Here is a 17,669-nt window from a genome sequence, read left to right as displayed (position 1 = left end):
GTAGAGCTCTTCAAATGCTTTCCAAGTCCCAACATTTGCTTCTTGTCAATAATGACGATGTATAATGGGATTAGCCAGTGTATTAAATATAAATCTAAATAATCAAGCTCCAATTCTTTCATCGTTTTATCAAAAGCTGCCAAATTTTCTTCGTACCCATGATCAAAATTATTAAGTTTACTCGTAATAAATAAGTCTTCTCGTTTAATACCACTGCGTGCAATAGCAGCTCCGACACTATGTTCATTTCCATAAGCTGCTGCCGATAACCTAAATGAAGGGCTGTTGTAACAGCATCTGCTGCTTCTTTCCCACTTTTAGCTTGCCATGTTCCAAAACCAATGCACGGAATGAATCCCCTGGCGATTGCTAAAAGCAATCTAATCCTCCGCTACTAGGGTATAAAACACCATTAGATAACGTGTAACAATCAGTTAATGATTCCATAAATATCCTCCTCAATCAAACTGTCCTTAGTTTAACCACATGATAAAAAATTATTTTGTTGCTATTTAAAGGCACAAGTCATGGATCCTCTATCATATCCTATAACATAATATTCCTTTTAATGGAGAGACGAGGGATTTGAATGACCAAAAGAATTGAAGAATATGAAACTCTGATTCAAAAATATAATGCTTTACAACGACTCATCGACGAAGAATTCCTAGAAGCAATAGATGAATTAGATTCAGCAATCTCCCATATGGAATCAACTACAAATTACATTAGAGCTCAAAAAGTCATCCGTTCAAAAATCAATTGCTGGTTACATGAATATGGTGACATGTATGAATTTAACCAAAAGTGCTCTCGTTGTGTGACACTTGCAAATAAAATTGAATGCTTAACTAACGAGTTAATGGCTCTTGATTTTCAGGCACAGTGTATCAGTCAAAAGACTAAAAAAATGCTCAAAAAAGCTCAAAAAATAAATGTACAATTATCTAAATTGAAAAAGGAATATCAATGTTGTATTGAATCTAATCCACCCCATTCTTCCCCCCACAACGAATAAATCTAATAAAAAATCCCGTAAGATTTACCTTACGGGATTTTTTGACTTTACTTATTCACATTTATAAATCTTTTGAACGCTCTATTGCACGTTTTGCAAAGTTTTGCATTTCATTTTGAAGTGACTTTTTAATCTCTGTCTGATTAAAAATTGATTGTTTCTCTTTTAAAACGGATACCCCATTAATCCAAACACTGTGGACATTAGATGAATTGGCACTATACACAATCGCTGAATAAGGATCATAAATTGGAAACATATTTAAAGATTCTGTTTCAATTAAAACAATATCGGCCTGTTTTCCAACTTCAAGTGAACCAATTTTATCATCCATTTTTAAGGCACGGGCTCCACTAATCGTTGCTAGTTTTACAATTTCCTCTGCTTTAAATAGTGAACGATCCTTATAGTGAGTCTTTTGTGCATAAACTGCTGTTTTCATTTGCGTAAATAAGTCTAACGTATTCCCACTACTCGGCCCGTCTGTTCCAAGACCAACAGTTAGCCCATGCTCAATCATTTCTTTAACAGGGGCAATTCCTTTTCCGGCTTTCATATTTGATCCAATACAATGTGCAACTTTTACGCCACGGTTTGCCATTAATAACATGTCATTTTCATTCACATGGATACAATGAGCAGCCACTAATCGATCACTTAAAACACCAATTGAATCTAAATATTCTACTGGTGTCATATCATACTTTTCACGAAATTCTGTCATCTCATAATCCATCTCTGCAACATGCATTGAAATTAACGTGTCATATCTAACCGCAATCTCATGAGCATCTTGTAGTGCTTTTGTATCATTAGTATTGGTTGCATGTGGTGCAATGATTGGCGTCACCAACGGATGATTGCTCCATTTACTCATAAACTGTTCACTATAAGCTAACCCTCCATAAGCTTCTTCGCAATCACATGTCGGAAAATTAATAACTGTCTCCCCAAGTACTCCACGCATCTGCATCTCATCACATGCACGAGCTACTTCTTCTTCAAAATAGTACATGTCTAAAAAAGTAGTCACCCCACTACGTTGCATCTCTAAGATTCCATAACGGGCAGCCTCATAGACTAATGGTGCTCTCATACATTCAATTTCTAGAGGGAAAAGGTAACGACGAAGTCGATCCGGACAATCATCTCCTAATGAACGAAATGGAATCATTGAAACATGAGCATGTGTATTAATCATTCCTGGAATCAAGATACCACCTGATGCATCAATCACTTCATCCACATACTTTTCAATATCTGAATCATACTCACCGACATACGAAATCTTATCATCTTCTATGACTAACATACCTTGTGGATAAGTTGATAGCGTTTTATCCATTGTTAAAATCCAAGCATTTTTAATTAACGTCTTCATGATAAACCTCCGCAATTAATGGCACAATTTCCTGTGTTAATGTATTAATCATTCCCATATCAGTTACCTTTAACTGTGGGGATACCGGTAATGATAATGTCGAGAATGACATAATTTCATTATCATGAACATATCCGAGTTCTTGCATAGCAGATCGAACGTCCCTAAGTTGTTGTGCTAATACTTCAATTGGCTGTGCACTAACAATACCACCAATTTCTAAATAAGCTTTTGCTAAAACTTGCCCCTCTTTTACAACGACATAGCCCCCTTGCATTTCACAAATCATCTGTTGAGCGAGCATCATATCTTCTTTATCATTTCCCATCACCATGACATTATGATGATCATGAGCCCAAGATGTTGCAATCGCTCCTCTCTTTTTAATCGGGGTATCTAACAAAGCGTGAGCGATATTACCATTCTTTCCATAACGCTCATAAACCGTTAATAAACATAGATTTTGTGATTCATAATCAAGTATTCCATTTTTAACCGGAACCTGTTTTTGAATATGTTTAGTAAATGTTGAGTGTGGTTGTGTTTGAATAATGTTACATAACACTTTATTCCCTGAAATCTTAATATCAAAATCTTCAGGCTCAGCCTTTTTACATTTTATTGAGTGGTAGAAATGGTCTGGGAATATTTGATTATGATTTTCTTGATGCGATTCCCTATCATTGGCTACGCAACACCCACCCTTGTAAACGGAATGAATCTTAAAGTTATCCACATCAGTCAGTAAAATAAAATCTGCTAGACGGCCAGGCGCAATCATTCCGCGATCTTCTAAATGCATTCGACGAGCTGGCGTATAAGTCGAACAATAAATTGCCTTCTCAACTGGCATTCCAAGTTTAACGGCATATTTAATAATTTCATTTAAATGACCCTTAGGTAACTTGTCTGCCATGACATCATCTGTGACAAATGCAAAATAATCATAAAAATGATAATCCATTAACGTTTGAATGGTCTGTTTAGTCATCGATTTTTTTTGAATTTCTAAAAACATTCCACTTTTAATTTTTTCAATAATACTTTCAGGTGTTTGCTGAGTATGATCTGCTGTAACTCCTGCTGCAATAAAATCTGCTAAATCTTTACCACTAATTTTTGGACAATGACCTTCAATCGGTAAGGACGGTCTAAATTCTTGACATAGTTTAATAATATCTTTAATAGTTGAGCTTTCTTTTTTGCATAAATCTTGAAAGTTCATCACTTCTCCCAAACATAAAATATTTTGATGATTGAGAAGTTCCTTCACTTCATCTACTCCAATCAACCCACCTGTTGTTTCTAAATGTGGGGATGTTGAAGGAACAGACGATGGAATTCCATAAAAAATATCCAATGCAGTTGCATTGGATAAAAATGATTGAATTCCTTCGATTCCAAACACGTTTGCAATCTCATGTGGATCTGCAACAACAGTTGTAACCCCATGAGGCAAAACAGCCTGTGAAAAACGCGAAGGTAGAGTCATAGAACTTTCAATATGCATATGAATATCAATTAATCCTGGTACCATATATAGACCAGTTCCATCAATAACTGTTTCTTCTGTTACCGATAAAGAATCTGCGATCTGTGCAAATCGACCATTTTTAATGAAAACATCTTTTATTTCAAATTGTTGAGTAAATGTTTGATACACTGAAATATTTTTAATGATCATATCCATATTGAGCACCTATCCTAATTAACGGTTAACAATACGGTTCCATTGATCAATCCAATTATTTAATAATGGATTAACAAATGAATAATCAATTGTTTTAGCATTTGCTGCAACTTCACCATATGTTTTGTTTAATGCTGTTTCTTCATCTAAAACAACATCTTTATTAGTTGGAGCTTCATTTAAAGTAATCGCTGTTGAGCTTTGTAATTCTTGGCTTAAACGGAAGTTTACATATTCGTAAGCTAACTCTTTATTTTTTGAGTTTTTATTAATATCGATTGTATTGAAGTTTGCGTAAGTTCCCGATGCTGGTACAACGAATTTCACATTAGGTTGAGCTTGTTCAATCGTTGGGATTCCGAAATCCCCCACAACAGCAACAGCAATCTCACCAGATGCAAACATATTAGCTAAATCACTTGATTTTGAATAAGTTTTAACAATGTTCGGTTGTAATTCTGCTAATGCTTTGAATGCTGCTTCACCTTGATCTTCTTTAATATCTCCATTTGCATAATCATTTGCTACATAAACCATAGCAGGCCCAAATGTTGTTGAGATATCTGGAATTGAAATTTTACCTTTTAATTCTTCATTCCATAAATCTGACCAATCATTAATTTCAAATCCAACCTCATCTGGATTGTAAATAATTCCGATACTATTTACTGTGTAAGCAGCCCCGAATCCATTTTCAGCTAATTCTGCTGCAGGCTCAATTAATGAAGAAGCATTTGAAATCTTTGAGTAATCAATTTGTTCAAATAATCCTGCCTCATATCCATTTGCTGCCGCTGATTGTGATAATTCAATAATATCAACCTCTGAATTTGGATTATTAGCTAATTTTGTATAACGATCATTTGTTCCACCTGTATCTAATACTAATTCACAGTTGTACTTTTCTTCGAATGGAATTTTCACTTCTTGTTCCCAAACATCTTGACTTAATCCCCATGTTGAAACAACTAGTTTTTGTTTCCCTGAATCTTCAGAACCTGTTGAACATCCTGTAACAAGGGTTAATGCCATTGCAGCACCTAATGCTAATTTCCATGATTTTTTCATATTCTTCGTCTCCTTTTTTGCCTGTTTAAACTAATACGATTTTATTTGCTGGTAAATGTAATGTTAATTCATCATTAATTTCATATACATCTGCACCGTCATGATTTACAACGATTTTCCCTAACTTTGTTTCAACTTCATATTGATAACTCTTACCTAAGAACGTACGAACACAAACTGTTCCACTGACACAGTTTTCTTGCGAGCTTTGAACAATCTCAATATCATCTGGACGAATAGTTCCTAATGTAATAGTCGTATCAGGTAATTCATCAACACTAAATGTTAAATCATCACTTAAGAATGTATTTCCTGATTTATGTTTCATTGGAATGAAGTTTTCGAACCCAATAAATCTTGCAACGAACTCAGTTTTTGGTTTAGCATAAATATTTTCAGGTGTATCGTATTGCTCGATAACGCCTTTATTCATAACTGCAACACGGTCTGAAATCGCAAAACATTCCTCTTGATCGTGAGTAACAAAGACAGTTGTAATTCCTAACGCTTTTTGAATTCGTTTAATTTCAACACGCATTTGGATGCGAAGCTTTGCATCTAAATTACTTAATGGTTCATCAAGTAATAATAATTTAGGCTCAATTACTAAAGCACGTGCTAATGCGACACGTTGACGTTGACCTCCCGATAATTGCTTTGGTAAACGATCTTTATACTCTAGTAATCCACAGACTTCTAACATTTTATCGACTTTTTCTTCAATTTGTTGTTTATCCATTTTACGTAGCTTTAACCCAAAGGCTACGTTATCCTTTACAGTTAAATGTGGGAATAAAGCATAGCTTTGGAAAACCAAACCGAAGTTACGTTTATGTACAGGAATCTTAGTAAAGTTTTCATTATCTACTAAGAAGTCTCCGTCAGCTATATCAATAAAACCAGCAATGACACGTAAAGTTGTTGTCTTACCGCATCCACTTGGACCAAGTAATGACACTAACTCACCTTCATGCATCTGTAAATTTAATCCCTTTAAAATATCATTTTTTCCATCGTAAGTTACACGAATATCATTTAATTCTACGAATGCCATGGTGTCTCCTCCTATTTTGCTAATGAATTAATTCCAAGTGTCTTTTCAACAACAAACATAATAACGATTGTTGCAACCATTAATAAAACTGATACAGCCGATACGGTTGGATCATAATAATATTCAATATAGTTCATTAATGCTGTTGGTAAGGTTGTGACTCCTGGACCCGTTAAAAACATTGAAACTGGAATATTATTAAATGAATTAATAAAGGCTAATAAGAAACTTGAAATAATCCCGCTAGAGATGTTTGGTAAAACAATCTTAAAGAATGTCTGGATTTTATTACACCCTAAACTCCACGCTACTTCTTCAATCGAGAAATCAAATTGCTCAAGTGAAGCCCCAACAATGCGGATAATATAAGGCAATACAACTAAGAAATGCCCAAATAATAATCCTTGAAAAACTGGAATACGTAATTTAATCACTAAGAATTGGAATAATGCATATCCAATCACGACTCCAGGAACAATGGTTGGAGATAAGAAGAAACTTTTTAATAATTTCTTCCCTTTAACTGAGTAACGTGACATTCCATAAGCTGCTGGAATCCCAATGACTAACGCAATTAAAGTTGATATTAATGCTAATTTAAAACTTAAAATGAAAGAATTCATAAATGTTTTTGACGTTAATGCCTTCACGAACCAATCAAATGTAAATCCTTTAATTGGGAACGAGATTGTATTTTCAGTTCCAAAAGCCGTCACTGTAATAATTACTAATGGAAAGAAAAGAAAAGCAAAAACGAACATTGATACCAATGTTAGCATCTTATGTTTACGCATCTAGTTCACCTCGCTTATCTACTTTTGCTGCAATGAAGTTTAATCCCTTCATGACAATTAAGGTCGTCACAATCATAATGGCTGCGATAACACTTGCTCCCGTCCAATCATTTAAAGTCATTGAACGTTGATAGATTAAAGTTGGTAAAACTAATGCTTTATTTCCACCTAAAAGCTGTGGAGTTGTATATGCTGTTAGAGATCCAGTAAAAACAAGAACTGCTCCCGTAATAATACCTGGAATACTCATCGGTAAAACAACTTTTATAAAAGCTGTTAAACGATTTGCCCCTAAACTCTCAGCTGCCTCCATCATATCGTTATCGATATTATCCATCACTCCAACTAACGTAATAATCATAATTGGCAAGAATAAATAAATCGTTCCGACTAAAACGGCAAACTCAGTGTACAGCATACTAATTGGTTGCTCAACGATTCCCATATTCACTAATAAATTATTGATTATTCCATTTTTACCTAAAATATTAATCCAAGCAAAACTACGAACAACAGAATTCGTTAATAACGGGAAAATAGAAATAGCAATTAATAGACCTTTCCATTTTTGTGAACAACGCGAAATAAAATAAGCGGTCGGCACTCCAAACAGTGTACAAACCAAGGTAGCAATCAAGGAGATTTTCAGCGTTCGATAGAAGATTTCTAAATAATACTCATCTTGGAAAAATGAGATGTATTGATTTAGAGAAAATCCATCATTAAAGACCGTTGGCCATAATATTGAACATAATGGCAACATTAAAAATAATAATAATAGTACAAATCCTGGAACCATTAAAACATAAGCTGAATTTTTTTTCATGTCGTTACCTCCTTGCGATAGAACGAATGGCCTTGTTCTATCTCTTCTCATAGTCCGATTTTTTACGGAAATCGGGTAGAAACTTACGCACCATATTTGCGTTATATATGAAAATAACCTTGATAACCACCGTCATTATACCAAAATTTTATAGATTTTACCTCATTTTTTTGTAAAAATATGTCGTTTTTTAACTTAAATATATAAATATAAAAAGTGATAAATTTTTACATTTATCACCTTTTATATGCTTAATATCAATAACCTGATTTAATGAGCACTGCTTCCTCTTACTAGAGCTCTCAATTAAGGTTATATTAAAATATTGTTCTAATCGCTTAATATGTAAACTCATAGCTAGTTAAGCTAAATACAGTTTATATCCTACCTTTATTTGGACTCCTTAAATAAAGAATTTTAACGCTTCTAATCCTCACATATAATCGATCTTAACATTGACATTTCTAATCATGAAATGTGATTTTGAATCGGATGCTCCAATGAGTACCATTGAGGTTTCTTCTCTCATGGATTGAAAATCTTTTAACGTAAGAAATTGGACTTCAGCATATCCCCAATCATCTACTAATGTCGAAGGCACAACTTGCTCAAATTCTTTTTTCGTTGTTCCATAACTAATACTTAAAGATTGTCCAGAGAGATTAAGGTATTCACAACTTACGGTCACAACATCCCCTTTATATAATTGAGGTAGATTAATTTCTAATGTTGCAGGTGCTTGTTTTGTTCCTTGCATTTCAAAAATATGACTCTCATCATGCCATTTAAAAGTTCCATCTTGAATTATATTCCCATGGCTCTCAATTAAAAATGGATTTAAACATCTCAAATAATCAATTCTATTTTTCATGCTATAACTTTCACACTTCCCATTACCCCTAATACTTTGACGGTACAGTAAGCTATTAGTTGTAATAAAGTCAGTTCCCATCTCAATTAAGTTAACCATTTCTTTTGCTTCATCGACTGTCCAGACGTTCACCAAAACACCAACAGAATGAGCGTAATCAATCAAATCCTTTGTGACATTTTTTTTATGACAATCGATATTCATTTGATGCTTCGCACAGTAATCAATATTTTCTTTTGTTAAATCAGCAAGCCATTGAAGGCCGATATTTTTATCTAGCTTCCTAATTTCAGTGGCGACCTCTTGATGAAACGTAATGATGATACAATTAGAAAGTAGCCCCCATTTTTCAATCTGATTTAATAATGTCGCAATACTTTGGATTCCAATTCGCTTCACCTCAATGACAGGAACAAGCCCCTGACATTTACATACGTTTAAATACTCCTGCAACGTTGGGATTTTTAGATGTGGATAGGTCGAATCTGCAATTTGAAATGCCTTGAGCTCATCTTTCGTATAATGACTCGGACTCCCTGATCCATTTGTCATTCGATTAATCGAGTCATCATGCATCAAAATGAATTCACCATCCGCCGTCTCATGAATATCGCATTCTGCCCCAAAGTATCCATACTTCCCAGCCAACTCATAAGCCGGTAACGTATTTTCAGGTGCGAGTGCACTAAGTCCTCGATGTGCAATCATGCGGATTTCTGTTTTGTGGAATAGGCCCTGTGGATTTTGAACTAAATTCCGATTCATAACCTCTTCTTTTTTCTCAAATTCAACCTCAAAGCTCGTTGTAACTCGCAGCAATTCCTGTTGATAAATATTTAATTGTAACTTAGAATCCTTATTCATTGAATCAAGTATTTTAATTAAAATCGTACCCATTCTATCTTTTAAAATTTCAACACTTTCTTGAGAAGGAATAATTTCGACCTGACAATGACTTAAATTAATCGGTTGATTATTTTCAACCAATAAAACTTCAAGATATCGACTAGTCTCATTGGATGGCAATTTACATTTTCCTCGTTGTTTCAAAACATCTAATAAAAAATATTTTTTATACATGTCCTCACCTCAAGACAGTATAATCTTAAAACGCTGAGAATATGTTTTCTGCTCTTTAGAAACAAAATGTTTTTACATTTTTTGAGTCAGACTCAGTATCTAAAATTTTGTCATATAAAAGCTAACAACTATGAAAAACAGGCTAGTAACTAGCCTGTTAAAGTAAATCTTCTAATGTATAGTTTGAGAATTCTTCAATAAATTTTTGTAAAGCATCTGAAGTAATACTTTTTAGTTTGCAGCCACTTGATAATAGCGGGCACCCAGCTGATTTATTAAAGCATTCTAAAATATTTAAATTATCTTCCGTAATTTTTAGAATCTCACCTAAGTTTATCTCTTGAGGCTCACAACCAAGTCGAAGTCCACCTCCACGTCCCTTTATTGAAGTGACATAAGGCGTTTTACCTAACTTATGAATGACTTTTTTCATATGTTGTTCTGATGTATTTAGATTCATTGATAATTCTTCAACGGTACACAGTTGGTCACGATGTTGTGCTAAATAAATAAGTGCACGAAAGCTATAATCACTGAATTTGGATAGTTGCATCGAAATCCCACCTTTTTTAACTTATTCTTATTATACAACATAAAGTATCTATTGTTTTGACTATTTCTTGGTGATTATTGATTGTTATCTTCACGATTTAATAGATGGCTACTAAATGATAATCTCTATAAAAATTTATTAAAAATAAGACGAGACGCTTTAAATGAAAACTTTTCTCATTAACATTTTCTTCTGTTATCTTTGTTCTTCCGCAGTCAAATCTTTAAATTCATGTTTTTTTAAAAAAAATAAATGTGCATATTATTTGAACATTATATTCGATTTATGATATAGTTACCTCAACAAACAATAAGGAGAGATGATTATGTTAGATCAACAAACAATTGAAATTATTAAAAGTACAGTACCTGCTTTAAAATCACACGGTATTCAAATTACAACAACATTCTATAAAAATATGTTTGAACAAAATCCTGAAGTGGCACCACTCTTTAATATGGAGCGTCAAAAATCAGGTGAACAACCAAAAGCTTTAGCTCTGACTGTTTTAGCTGCTGCTCAAAATGTTGATAACTTAGGGGCAATTATGCCTGTTGTTAACAAAATCGCAGTTAAACATTGTGATTGTGGCGTTTTAGAAGAACATTACCCAATCGTTGGAGCGCACTTACTTGGGGCAATCAAAGAAGTTTTAGGAGAGGCCGCAACTGATGAAATCATCGAAGCTTGGGCTAAAACTTATGATGTAATCGCACAAGTTTTCATTAATGTTGAAAAAGAAATCTACGCATCACGCGCTTAATAAAAAAATTCCTATGACCAATGAGGTTATAGGAATTTTTTTATTAAAATGATAAATAACCAAGTGGTTCACATGACATATACTAATATTACGATTTGGATAAGGGAGGAGACTCATTATGAATAGTGATTGTACTTCTGAAGAACAAAAGGAAACACTCACAGAACAAAAACTTGCTATTATTCAGCTAGGGCGTTTTGCAACATGGATTTTTATTATGGGGTCTTTTTTCTATCTTTATGGTTTTGATGAAGAAGAAAAATCGCTTTTCTCACCTACTACAGCAGAAGCAAATTTTCATCAAAAAACTGCATCTAATGTGATCGTAGAGGGAAGTAGTTTATTCTTAGTTGCTATTATTCTCTTAACCCTTATGACTTGGGAAAAGCTATAAATTTTAATGACTACCTCAAATTCAAACAATGAGATGATAGAGGGTGAAATGCCTGTTTTTAAATCTAATCTGATAAAAATTGTAGGTTTCTTAGGCGCAACAGTTGGTTATATTGATATCGCAGATGCAACTAATCATCTATCTGATTGAACTTTTTGCGAGGTATAAATTCCACTTTTCCCCGCAAATACATAACTAATGACACATGTAATAAAAAGGTATTTAAGATTACCTCCCCCGAATAATTCAAGCCCCATCGCAAAGGAAGCGAGGGGAGTTTTGGTTCCACCACAAAATACACCAATCATTCCAAGTCCCGCTACAAAGGACAGTGGCAAATTAAATAAGGGAGCTAAAAAGTTGCCAAATGTTGCTCCTACAACAAACAGCGGCGTCACTTCTCCACCTTGAAATCCGGTTGCAAGAGTAATAGATGTTAACAATAATTTAATCAAAAATGCATACCCCACAACTGGTGATTCAAATGCTTCTTTTAATAAAGGTAAACTTAATCCTAAATACATTCGATTTCGTATCATTAACATTAATCCAATGATGATTAATCCACCAACGAAACTTTTGACATAACTCTTTTTAAGTTTATCAGAAAATATCTTTTTTAAATAATGCGTTAACTCAGCAAATAATTTGCTCATTAATCCAAATAAGATTGAACACGCCATAACTTTATAAAATAAAAAAGGATTCTGTGATGATAAAGTTTCCATTTCGTAATGACTATGACTCACGTTAAATAGAGTTGAAACATAGGTTCCGATATAGCTCGATAACAAGCAAGGAATAATGGATTCATATCTCATTTTTCCAATGGTACTCACTTCAAGACCGAATATCGTTCCGGCTATTGGCGTTCCAAAGACAACACCAAATCCACTACTGACGCCGCTAATAATCAAAATAGTGGCATCTTCTTTGTTTAAATGAAGGAAATGACTAAGTTTTGAACAAATACTGGCACCAATTTGAACGCCTGTTCCTTCTCTTCCGGCAGATCCCCCAAATAAATGAGTCACAACGGTTCCTAAAAAAACAAGGGGGGCCATTCTAAAAGGAATCTCTCCCACTCCTTCGTTGATTCGTTCGATAATTAAATTATTCCCTTTAGCAGAATCCTTACCAAATTTTAAATATAAATAACTAACGAAGGCTCCGCCAAATGGTAGTAAATAAAGAAGCCATGGTCGGTGTTCACGTAAGTTTGTAACATACTGTAAACTATTTAAGAAAAACGAAATAAAAATTCCAACAAGGGTGCCCGAAACAATAGCTAATAAGAACCATTTCAAAAAATGTCTTGCAACACTTGCAATGTCTTTAACGTACTCTTGTAATAAATCCATTTCATCACCTCTTGATATATGATTTCCAAAAAAACAAGAAAAAACTCCTCAGATAGGAGTTTTAAAAGTCTTCTGATAACAAATGATTTAGGAAATAATCTCGATTATTAATAAACATCTCAGTGATTTGATAAACTGATGTTTCGGTATAATCACAGGGTTCAATGGTTCCATGATCAAATGATAAAATACTTGCTTCTGGAATAGCCAAAAGAATGGGTGAATGCGTTGCAATAATAAATTGAGCACCACGTTTTGCTAGACGATGTATTTCAATTAATAAGGTGAGTTGGCGTTGAGGAGAAAGTGCGGCTTCTGGTTCATCTAAAATGTAAATTCCATCTGCAGATAATGCCCCCTGTAGAAGGGAAAGAAAACTTTCACCATGTGATTGTTCATGAAATGACTTTCCACCATATCTATCATAGTAAATTTCGATTGGATCATTCCCACGATATTCTTCAGCCTGACTGGCCACATTATAAAAACTTTCAGCTCTAAGAAAATAACTATTTTTCGGACGTTTAATGCCTCGAGTAAAAGAAATAGCTTTATGTAATTCAGAATGTGATTCATACGTAGAGAAGTTATAATTTCGTGTTCCACCTTCTGCACTAAATCCATAGGCAACAGCAATCGCTTCGATTAAAGTCGATTTTCCTGAACCATTCTCTCCTACAAAAAATGTAATGTTGTGATTGAAGGATAGCTGATTAAGTTGATTTAATGCTTTGATATGTCTAACATAACTGTCTTCACCGATCTGACTCCAGTCAATCTTAATATGATTAATAAATCGCTCTTTCATCTTAACATCCACATCCTCGTTTACTTATCTACTGTCATTATAACAAAAAAATCCCTCAAACGATTGGTCTGAGGGATTTAAAAAGGATTTTATCACGATAGTCACTAATAGGGGTCTTATGTTAGGTTAAGTTTTAAAAAAGTTATTTCTATTCAAGTCCTCTAACTTGAATTTCATAAATACGTACAGCTGAATCTGAGTTTTGTGTTGGTTTGATGGCACTAACTCTTACATATTGAGCCTCAACAGCTTTGAAGGTATCAACGGTTGTCGCCGCAGAATTTCTTGTGATATTCACCACTTCTTCAAAGTTTTCTCCATCTTGACTCACTTCAATTGTATAAGCTTTGGTGTTCATTCCATCACTTTCTCCACCCGCTTCGGCATGAGCCATGTACACTTCACTGATTGTCTTTAATTCTCCAAGATCAATCACAATCCAGTGTGGCGCAGTCCCTGTTGCACACCATTTCGTATCAAGTAATCCATCAACCGCAAATTGAGGCGCCTCATTGTTATTTACAAATCCTGACGCTTCTGTCGCTTTTCCTTCTGATAAATTCACAAGTTCTGTTGCAGCATTAGAAACGGTAATAATTTCTTCTTTTGTGACACTGACTTCTCCTGATTTATTTTTAGCAGTTAATGTAACAGTATAGACACCTTCTTCTGCAAAATTGATCGTCGGTGTTACATCTGTACTACTTTCAATATTAGCACCTTTAAATTCCCATACAAATTCTTCAGCATTTTGAGATGAAAGATTTGTAAACGTCACATCATCCCCTGGTGCAACTAATGTTCTTGAAACACTGAACTCAGCTTTTGGCATACTGTTATCAGGCCATTCCATTGTTGCTTTTGCACTTGTTCCTTGCTCTCCTAAGTTATTAACTGCTACAACTTCAAAGTTCGTTTGATTTGACTCACCCTCGCGTGGAAGTGCGTTATAGAAGAATGCAGTTGTTGCAGACGTTCCTAAGAATGATTTTGTTCCATCTTGGTTAATTTGATAAATTTCATAATGTCCATTTGAATCAGCATTTCCTTCCCAAGATAACTTAACTCCAGCATACATTGCATCTTCATCAAATAAATAATCTTCAACTTTTAAATTGCTAGCTGTTGCATTTGTTGCATCAGACTCTCTTGCAATCGTCATATTACCGATGCTTAGTCTTAATCCGCTCACTTCTTCTTTTGAAGAGATAGCATATGAAATATTTTTAATAGCTTTTCCTGATAACTTAGACACATCATAAGATAATGTTGTCCACTCATCCACTGATACTTTTTCTTTAGATTTTAACGTTTCAGTTGTTCCATCATGGAAATCTAACACCAAATCAAAATCAACATTTTCAGATGACTTAATCGCTGTTGTAAATGACACCTTATCTTCAAGTGTTAAATCGGCACTAAATAATTTAATTGTAGATTTTTTTCCTGCTTCCATATTTCCAAGGAGTTTGATTGAGTTTCCACCATAAAAGGCATTTGCGTAATCAATATCGGCACTTAAAGTATTCGCCCCTTCGTTTTCAATCATCCAGCGGTAAGTAGGTAAAACATCTGCCATACTACGGTTATTCCAATCTGTTTCAGACACTTTTTCACCATCAATGAAGAAATTATACCCATGTCCTAAATTGAAGTTCGTCATAAATGGTAACGAATTAACAACGCTTTTCTCAACAATATATGTTGAAACTCCTCGCCATTCACGATCAGTTGCACTTGTTGAAACTGACGGATCTCCATTTTCATTTACCCATAAACGATTTTCTTTGGCATGGAAATCATCAATTGAACTAGCAGAAGCATATGTCCAACTTGGGCAATATAAACCTAAAGATGTATTTCCTGCCTCAAATAATTCCCAGCGAATTGGTGTATTAACTCCATTGGCTTGAACATCAATTCCGGCATAAATAACATTTGGATTAATTCCTAACTCTTGTGCTTTTTGTGTTGAAGCTTCAAGTAAATTTTCTGGTGCTAATGTGTCTGTTGTCCACCAGAAGTTTAAGAACATACTATCGGCAATCATTTCTTGGTTATCACCAACTAAGAAGAATTCATTTTCTTCAGTTAAAGCATTTTGCCAATCCATTTCCCCCTCTTTAGTCATTGAATCATACCACATGATTTCAAGACTATCCCCTGCTTTTGCTTTAAATTCAACAATTAACTCTTTCATTAACTGTGCATGTTCAGGTGTCAGAGGTGTTTCTTCGTTTCCTTCTGTTTCTTGATTGATAAACCATCCATCAAATCCATAAGACTGTGCGACTTCGATTAATTTATCAACAATCGGGAAGCTTCCATTTTCATCTTTTGTTAAGAATTCATCTAACCAAGCCATTTTTCCACCATGTGCTTCCATTGGGAAAAAGACTGTTCCAAGAACCGGAACTCCATTTTTATGAGCAGCATTTGTAACATCAGCCGTTGGAGGAACAATTAACCCCTCACCTGAAGATCCTCCCCAATAAACCATCTTGTCAACATATTGCCAATATGAGAAGACATTTGAAGAAATTTTATTACTTCCTTGAGATGGATTTCCACTTGTACTATTATTCATAATAGAAATCGCAACAACTTCACGCTCTTTGTCTTGCGTTGCGTTAACTGTCTCTAATCTATCTTTACTTACACGGTCTGCTAAGGCGACTGTACTTCTATTATATTCAAAATGCTTATCACTACTTGGCGTCCATTCTAATAATTCAGCTGGGAACCAATGAGGAGCCGTTGCTAAGTTATTCATAATTAATTCTGTGTTTGCAACTTCTGGACTAATGGTATAAATACTTTGAGGTTTTATTTCATGAACTTCCTCAGTTGTACTTTGTCCTTGCTCAACTGAAGCACATCCTACTAGTGCAGTCCCAACCGTAAATGTTAAAAAGACAGGCATTAAAACTTTTGATCCAGTTAGATTTTTCTTTGAAGACTTTTTAATTCTTTTATAACGTGTCATAATGTATTCCCCTTCAAGTATAAATTTAAAAGTTAAAACAAAACATTAAGTTGATTAATCTTTCCTTAATTTAATGCTTGATACTCTACAAGTGCTAAAGCAATTGCACCGACAACGCCAGCTTTTCCACCTAATTGTGCTTTTTCAATTTTACAGTTTTCACGAATAGGTGCAAGGCATCTTGCATTCATTTCTTCATTAATTTTTTCAAAAACGATTGGCCCTCCGTTTGTAACCCCACCGCCAATCACAATTTTATCCGGATCAAAAATATTAGCGCAGTTAGCAACTGCAATTCCTAAATACGATAAAGTTTCAGAAAGAATTTGATTAGCAACTGCATCACCATTTGTTGCTTCAGTGAAAACTTCTTTAGCTGTCACGGTTTCATACTTACTTAACGTTGTTTCCATTCCTGAACTAACACTATCCCTAGCCATTTTTTCAATATAAATTCCTGAACTCATCGATTCGACACATCCACGATTTCCACACCCACATGCTCTACCATTACGATCAACTGTCGAATGTCCAACTTCAAGTGCATTAGATGTACTTCCTCTGTACAGTTTTCCATTTAAAATAGCTCCGCCACCAACACCGGTACTTGCTGTAATATAAACCATATTTTCGCATCCTTTACCAGCTCCGAAAATATATTCACCAAGAGTTGCAGCATTCGCATCATTATCTAAAAAAGTAGGTATTTGAAATTCATTTTTAATCGCTTCAACGACATTAAAATTTCTAATTGGTAAATTAGGAGGTGAAACAATTAATCCATTTTTCACATCTAGTGGACCTGGAGATCCAATTCCAATCGCCTTAATTCTATCTAAATTAATACCTGTTGAAACTTTTTTAATCGAACTAATCATTTTCTCAATAATTTGTTCCGGTCCTTTACTTGCTTCAGTCGGAACAACTTCTTCATTTAAGATTTCCCCGCGTTCATTAGCGATAGCCGTATAAATTTTAGTTCCACCTAAATCGACACCAATATATAGTGGCTCCATATAATC

General features: G+C 34.4%; 15 protein-coding genes, 1 pseudogene and 1 riboswitch. Of the genes and pseudogenes, 3 read left to right on the top strand and 13 right to left on the bottom strand.

Going from position 1 to position 17,669, the window contains the following annotated elements; translation table 11 throughout:
- Positions 1–251: pseudogene (locus tag J6D32_RS14065) on the bottom strand (aldo/keto reductase); the annotation flags it as partial.
- A 338-nt stretch (positions 252–589) separates the two neighbouring features.
- Between J6D32_RS14065 and J6D32_RS03855 the strand changes: the two are divergent.
- Positions 590–1,018 carry a hypothetical protein gene (locus tag J6D32_RS03855; RefSeq protein WP_009607643.1) on the top strand — a complete coding sequence of 143 codons (429 nt, stop codon included), beginning with the start codon at positions 590–592 and terminating at the stop codon, positions 1,016–1,018.
- Between the two features lie 61 nt (positions 1,019–1,079).
- On the opposite strand, the gene J6D32_RS03850 is transcribed toward J6D32_RS03855, so the two are convergent.
- The 8 genes from J6D32_RS03850 to J6D32_RS03815 form a co-directional block, all read right to left on the bottom strand.
- Positions 1,080–2,399: an amidohydrolase gene (locus tag J6D32_RS03850; protein WP_287467307.1), complete on the bottom strand. Its 1,320-nt coding sequence runs from the start codon at positions 2,397–2,399 to the stop codon at positions 1,080–1,082.
- Positions 2,383–4,089: an adenine deaminase gene (locus J6D32_RS03845; protein ID WP_006784264.1), complete on the bottom strand. Its 1,707-nt coding sequence runs from the start codon at positions 4,087–4,089 to the stop codon at positions 2,383–2,385. The genes J6D32_RS03850 and J6D32_RS03845 overlap by 17 nt, the downstream gene beginning before the upstream one ends.
- 18 nt (positions 4,090–4,107) lie before the next feature.
- Complete coding sequence (locus J6D32_RS03840) at positions 4,108–5,157, bottom strand: ABC transporter substrate-binding protein (RefSeq protein ID WP_006784265.1); 1,050 nt, start codon at positions 5,155–5,157, stop codon at positions 4,108–4,110.
- Positions 5,158–5,182: 25 nt separating this feature from the next.
- Complete coding sequence (locus J6D32_RS03835) at positions 5,183–6,211, bottom strand: ABC transporter ATP-binding protein (RefSeq protein ID WP_006784266.1); 1,029 nt, start codon at positions 6,209–6,211, stop codon at positions 5,183–5,185.
- Between the two features lie 11 nt (positions 6,212–6,222).
- A complete protein-coding gene (locus tag J6D32_RS03830; RefSeq protein ID WP_006784267.1) occupies positions 6,223–7,005 on the bottom strand; it encodes an ABC transporter permease in 783 nt (260 codons plus the stop codon).
- Positions 6,998–7,831 (bottom strand): ABC transporter permease, encoded by an 834-nt coding sequence (locus J6D32_RS03825; protein WP_006784268.1) that lies wholly within the window; start codon positions 7,829–7,831, stop codon positions 6,998–7,000. Before J6D32_RS03825 ends, J6D32_RS03830 begins: the two co-directional genes overlap by 8 nt.
- 30 nt (positions 7,832–7,861) lie before the next feature.
- A riboswitch (purine riboswitch) is annotated at positions 7,862–7,962 on the bottom strand.
- 302 nt (positions 7,963–8,264) lie between these two features.
- Positions 8,265–9,782: a glycerophosphodiester phosphodiesterase family protein gene (locus tag J6D32_RS03820; protein WP_006784269.1), complete on the bottom strand. Its 1,518-nt coding sequence runs from the start codon at positions 9,780–9,782 to the stop codon at positions 8,265–8,267.
- A gap of 157 nt (positions 9,783–9,939) precedes the next feature.
- Positions 9,940–10,335, bottom strand: coding sequence for an RrF2 family transcriptional regulator (locus J6D32_RS03815; RefSeq protein ID WP_006784270.1), 396 nt, complete (start codon positions 10,333–10,335; stop codon positions 9,940–9,942).
- A 325-nt stretch (positions 10,336–10,660) separates the two neighbouring features.
- On the opposite strand from J6D32_RS03815, the gene J6D32_RS03810 reads away from it, so the two are divergent.
- Positions 10,661–11,098, top strand: a complete 438-nt coding sequence (locus J6D32_RS03810) for a globin domain-containing protein (protein ID WP_006784271.1) — start codon at positions 10,661–10,663, stop codon at positions 11,096–11,098.
- A 118-nt stretch (positions 11,099–11,216) separates the two neighbouring features.
- A complete protein-coding gene (locus J6D32_RS03805) occupies positions 11,217–11,492 on the top strand; it encodes a hypothetical protein (protein WP_006783993.1) in 276 nt (91 codons plus the stop codon).
- 134 nt (positions 11,493–11,626) lie between these two features.
- On the opposite strand, the gene J6D32_RS03800 is transcribed toward J6D32_RS03805, so the two are convergent.
- The 4 genes from J6D32_RS03800 to J6D32_RS03785 all read right to left on the bottom strand — a co-directional run bounded on the left by J6D32_RS03800 (position 11,627) and on the right by J6D32_RS03785 (position 17,663).
- Positions 11,627–12,853: a voltage-gated chloride channel family protein gene (locus J6D32_RS03800; protein WP_132942564.1), complete on the bottom strand. Its 1,227-nt coding sequence runs from the start codon at positions 12,851–12,853 to the stop codon at positions 11,627–11,629.
- 61 nt (positions 12,854–12,914) lie between these two features.
- Complete coding sequence (locus tag J6D32_RS03795) at positions 12,915–13,661, bottom strand: AAA family ATPase (protein WP_006783991.1); 747 nt, start codon at positions 13,659–13,661, stop codon at positions 12,915–12,917.
- Between the two features lie 148 nt (positions 13,662–13,809).
- A complete protein-coding gene (locus J6D32_RS03790; protein WP_006783990.1) occupies positions 13,810–16,647 on the bottom strand; it encodes an endo-beta-N-acetylglucosaminidase in 2,838 nt (945 codons plus the stop codon).
- A gap of 65 nt (positions 16,648–16,712) precedes the next feature.
- Positions 16,713–17,663, bottom strand: coding sequence for an ROK family protein (locus tag J6D32_RS03785; RefSeq protein WP_006783989.1), 951 nt, complete (start codon positions 17,661–17,663; stop codon positions 16,713–16,715).
- Positions 17,664–17,669 lie beyond the last annotated feature (6 nt).

The sequence above is a fragment of the Turicibacter sp. genome, from assembly GCF_017941855.1.
In the GTDB taxonomy this organism is placed as follows: domain Bacteria; phylum Bacillota_I; class Bacilli_A; order MOL361; family Turicibacteraceae; genus Turicibacter; species Turicibacter sanguinis.
This window is presented reverse-complemented; position numbering and strand designations above follow the sequence as displayed.

Excerpts from the sequence above, each read along its gene's own strand:
- J6D32_RS03835 (WP_006784266.1), bottom strand. The coding sequence starts at position 6,211 with ATGGCATTCGTAGAATTAAATGATATTCGTGTAACTTACGATGGAAAA.
- J6D32_RS03795 (WP_006783991.1), bottom strand. The coding sequence starts at position 13,661 with ATGAAAGAGCGATTTATTAATCATATTAAGATTGACTGGAGTCAGATC.
- J6D32_RS03840 (WP_006784265.1), bottom strand. The coding sequence starts at position 5,157 with ATGAAAAAATCATGGAAATTAGCATTAGGTGCTGCAATGGCATTAACC.
- J6D32_RS03825 (WP_006784268.1), bottom strand. The coding sequence starts at position 7,831 with ATGAAAAAAAATTCAGCTTATGTTTTAATGGTTCCAGGATTTGTACTA.
- J6D32_RS03855 (WP_009607643.1), top strand. The coding sequence starts at position 590 with ATGACCAAAAGAATTGAAGAATATGAAACTCTGATTCAAAAATATAAT.
- J6D32_RS03800 (WP_132942564.1), bottom strand. The coding sequence starts at position 12,853 with ATGGATTTATTACAAGAGTACGTTAAAGACATTGCAAGTGTTGCAAGA.
- J6D32_RS03810 (WP_006784271.1), top strand. The coding sequence starts at position 10,661 with ATGTTAGATCAACAAACAATTGAAATTATTAAAAGTACAGTACCTGCT.
- J6D32_RS03815 (WP_006784270.1), bottom strand. The coding sequence starts at position 10,335 with ATGCAACTATCCAAATTCAGTGATTATAGCTTTCGTGCACTTATTTAT.
- J6D32_RS03830 (WP_006784267.1), bottom strand. The coding sequence starts at position 7,005 with ATGCGTAAACATAAGATGCTAACATTGGTATCAATGTTCGTTTTTGCT.
- J6D32_RS03820 (WP_006784269.1), bottom strand. The coding sequence starts at position 9,782 with ATGTATAAAAAATATTTTTTATTAGATGTTTTGAAACAACGAGGAAAA.
- J6D32_RS03850 (WP_287467307.1), bottom strand. The coding sequence starts at position 2,399 with ATGAAGACGTTAATTAAAAATGCTTGGATTTTAACAATGGATAAAACG.
- J6D32_RS03790 (WP_006783990.1), bottom strand. The coding sequence starts at position 16,647 with ATGACACGTTATAAAAGAATTAAAAAGTCTTCAAAGAAAAATCTAACT.
- J6D32_RS03805 (WP_006783993.1), top strand. The coding sequence starts at position 11,217 with ATGAATAGTGATTGTACTTCTGAAGAACAAAAGGAAACACTCACAGAA.
- J6D32_RS03785 (WP_006783989.1), bottom strand. The coding sequence starts at position 17,663 with ATGGAGCCACTATATATTGGTGTCGATTTAGGTGGAACTAAAATTTAT.
- J6D32_RS03845 (WP_006784264.1), bottom strand. The coding sequence starts at position 4,089 with ATGGATATGATCATTAAAAATATTTCAGTGTATCAAACATTTACTCAA.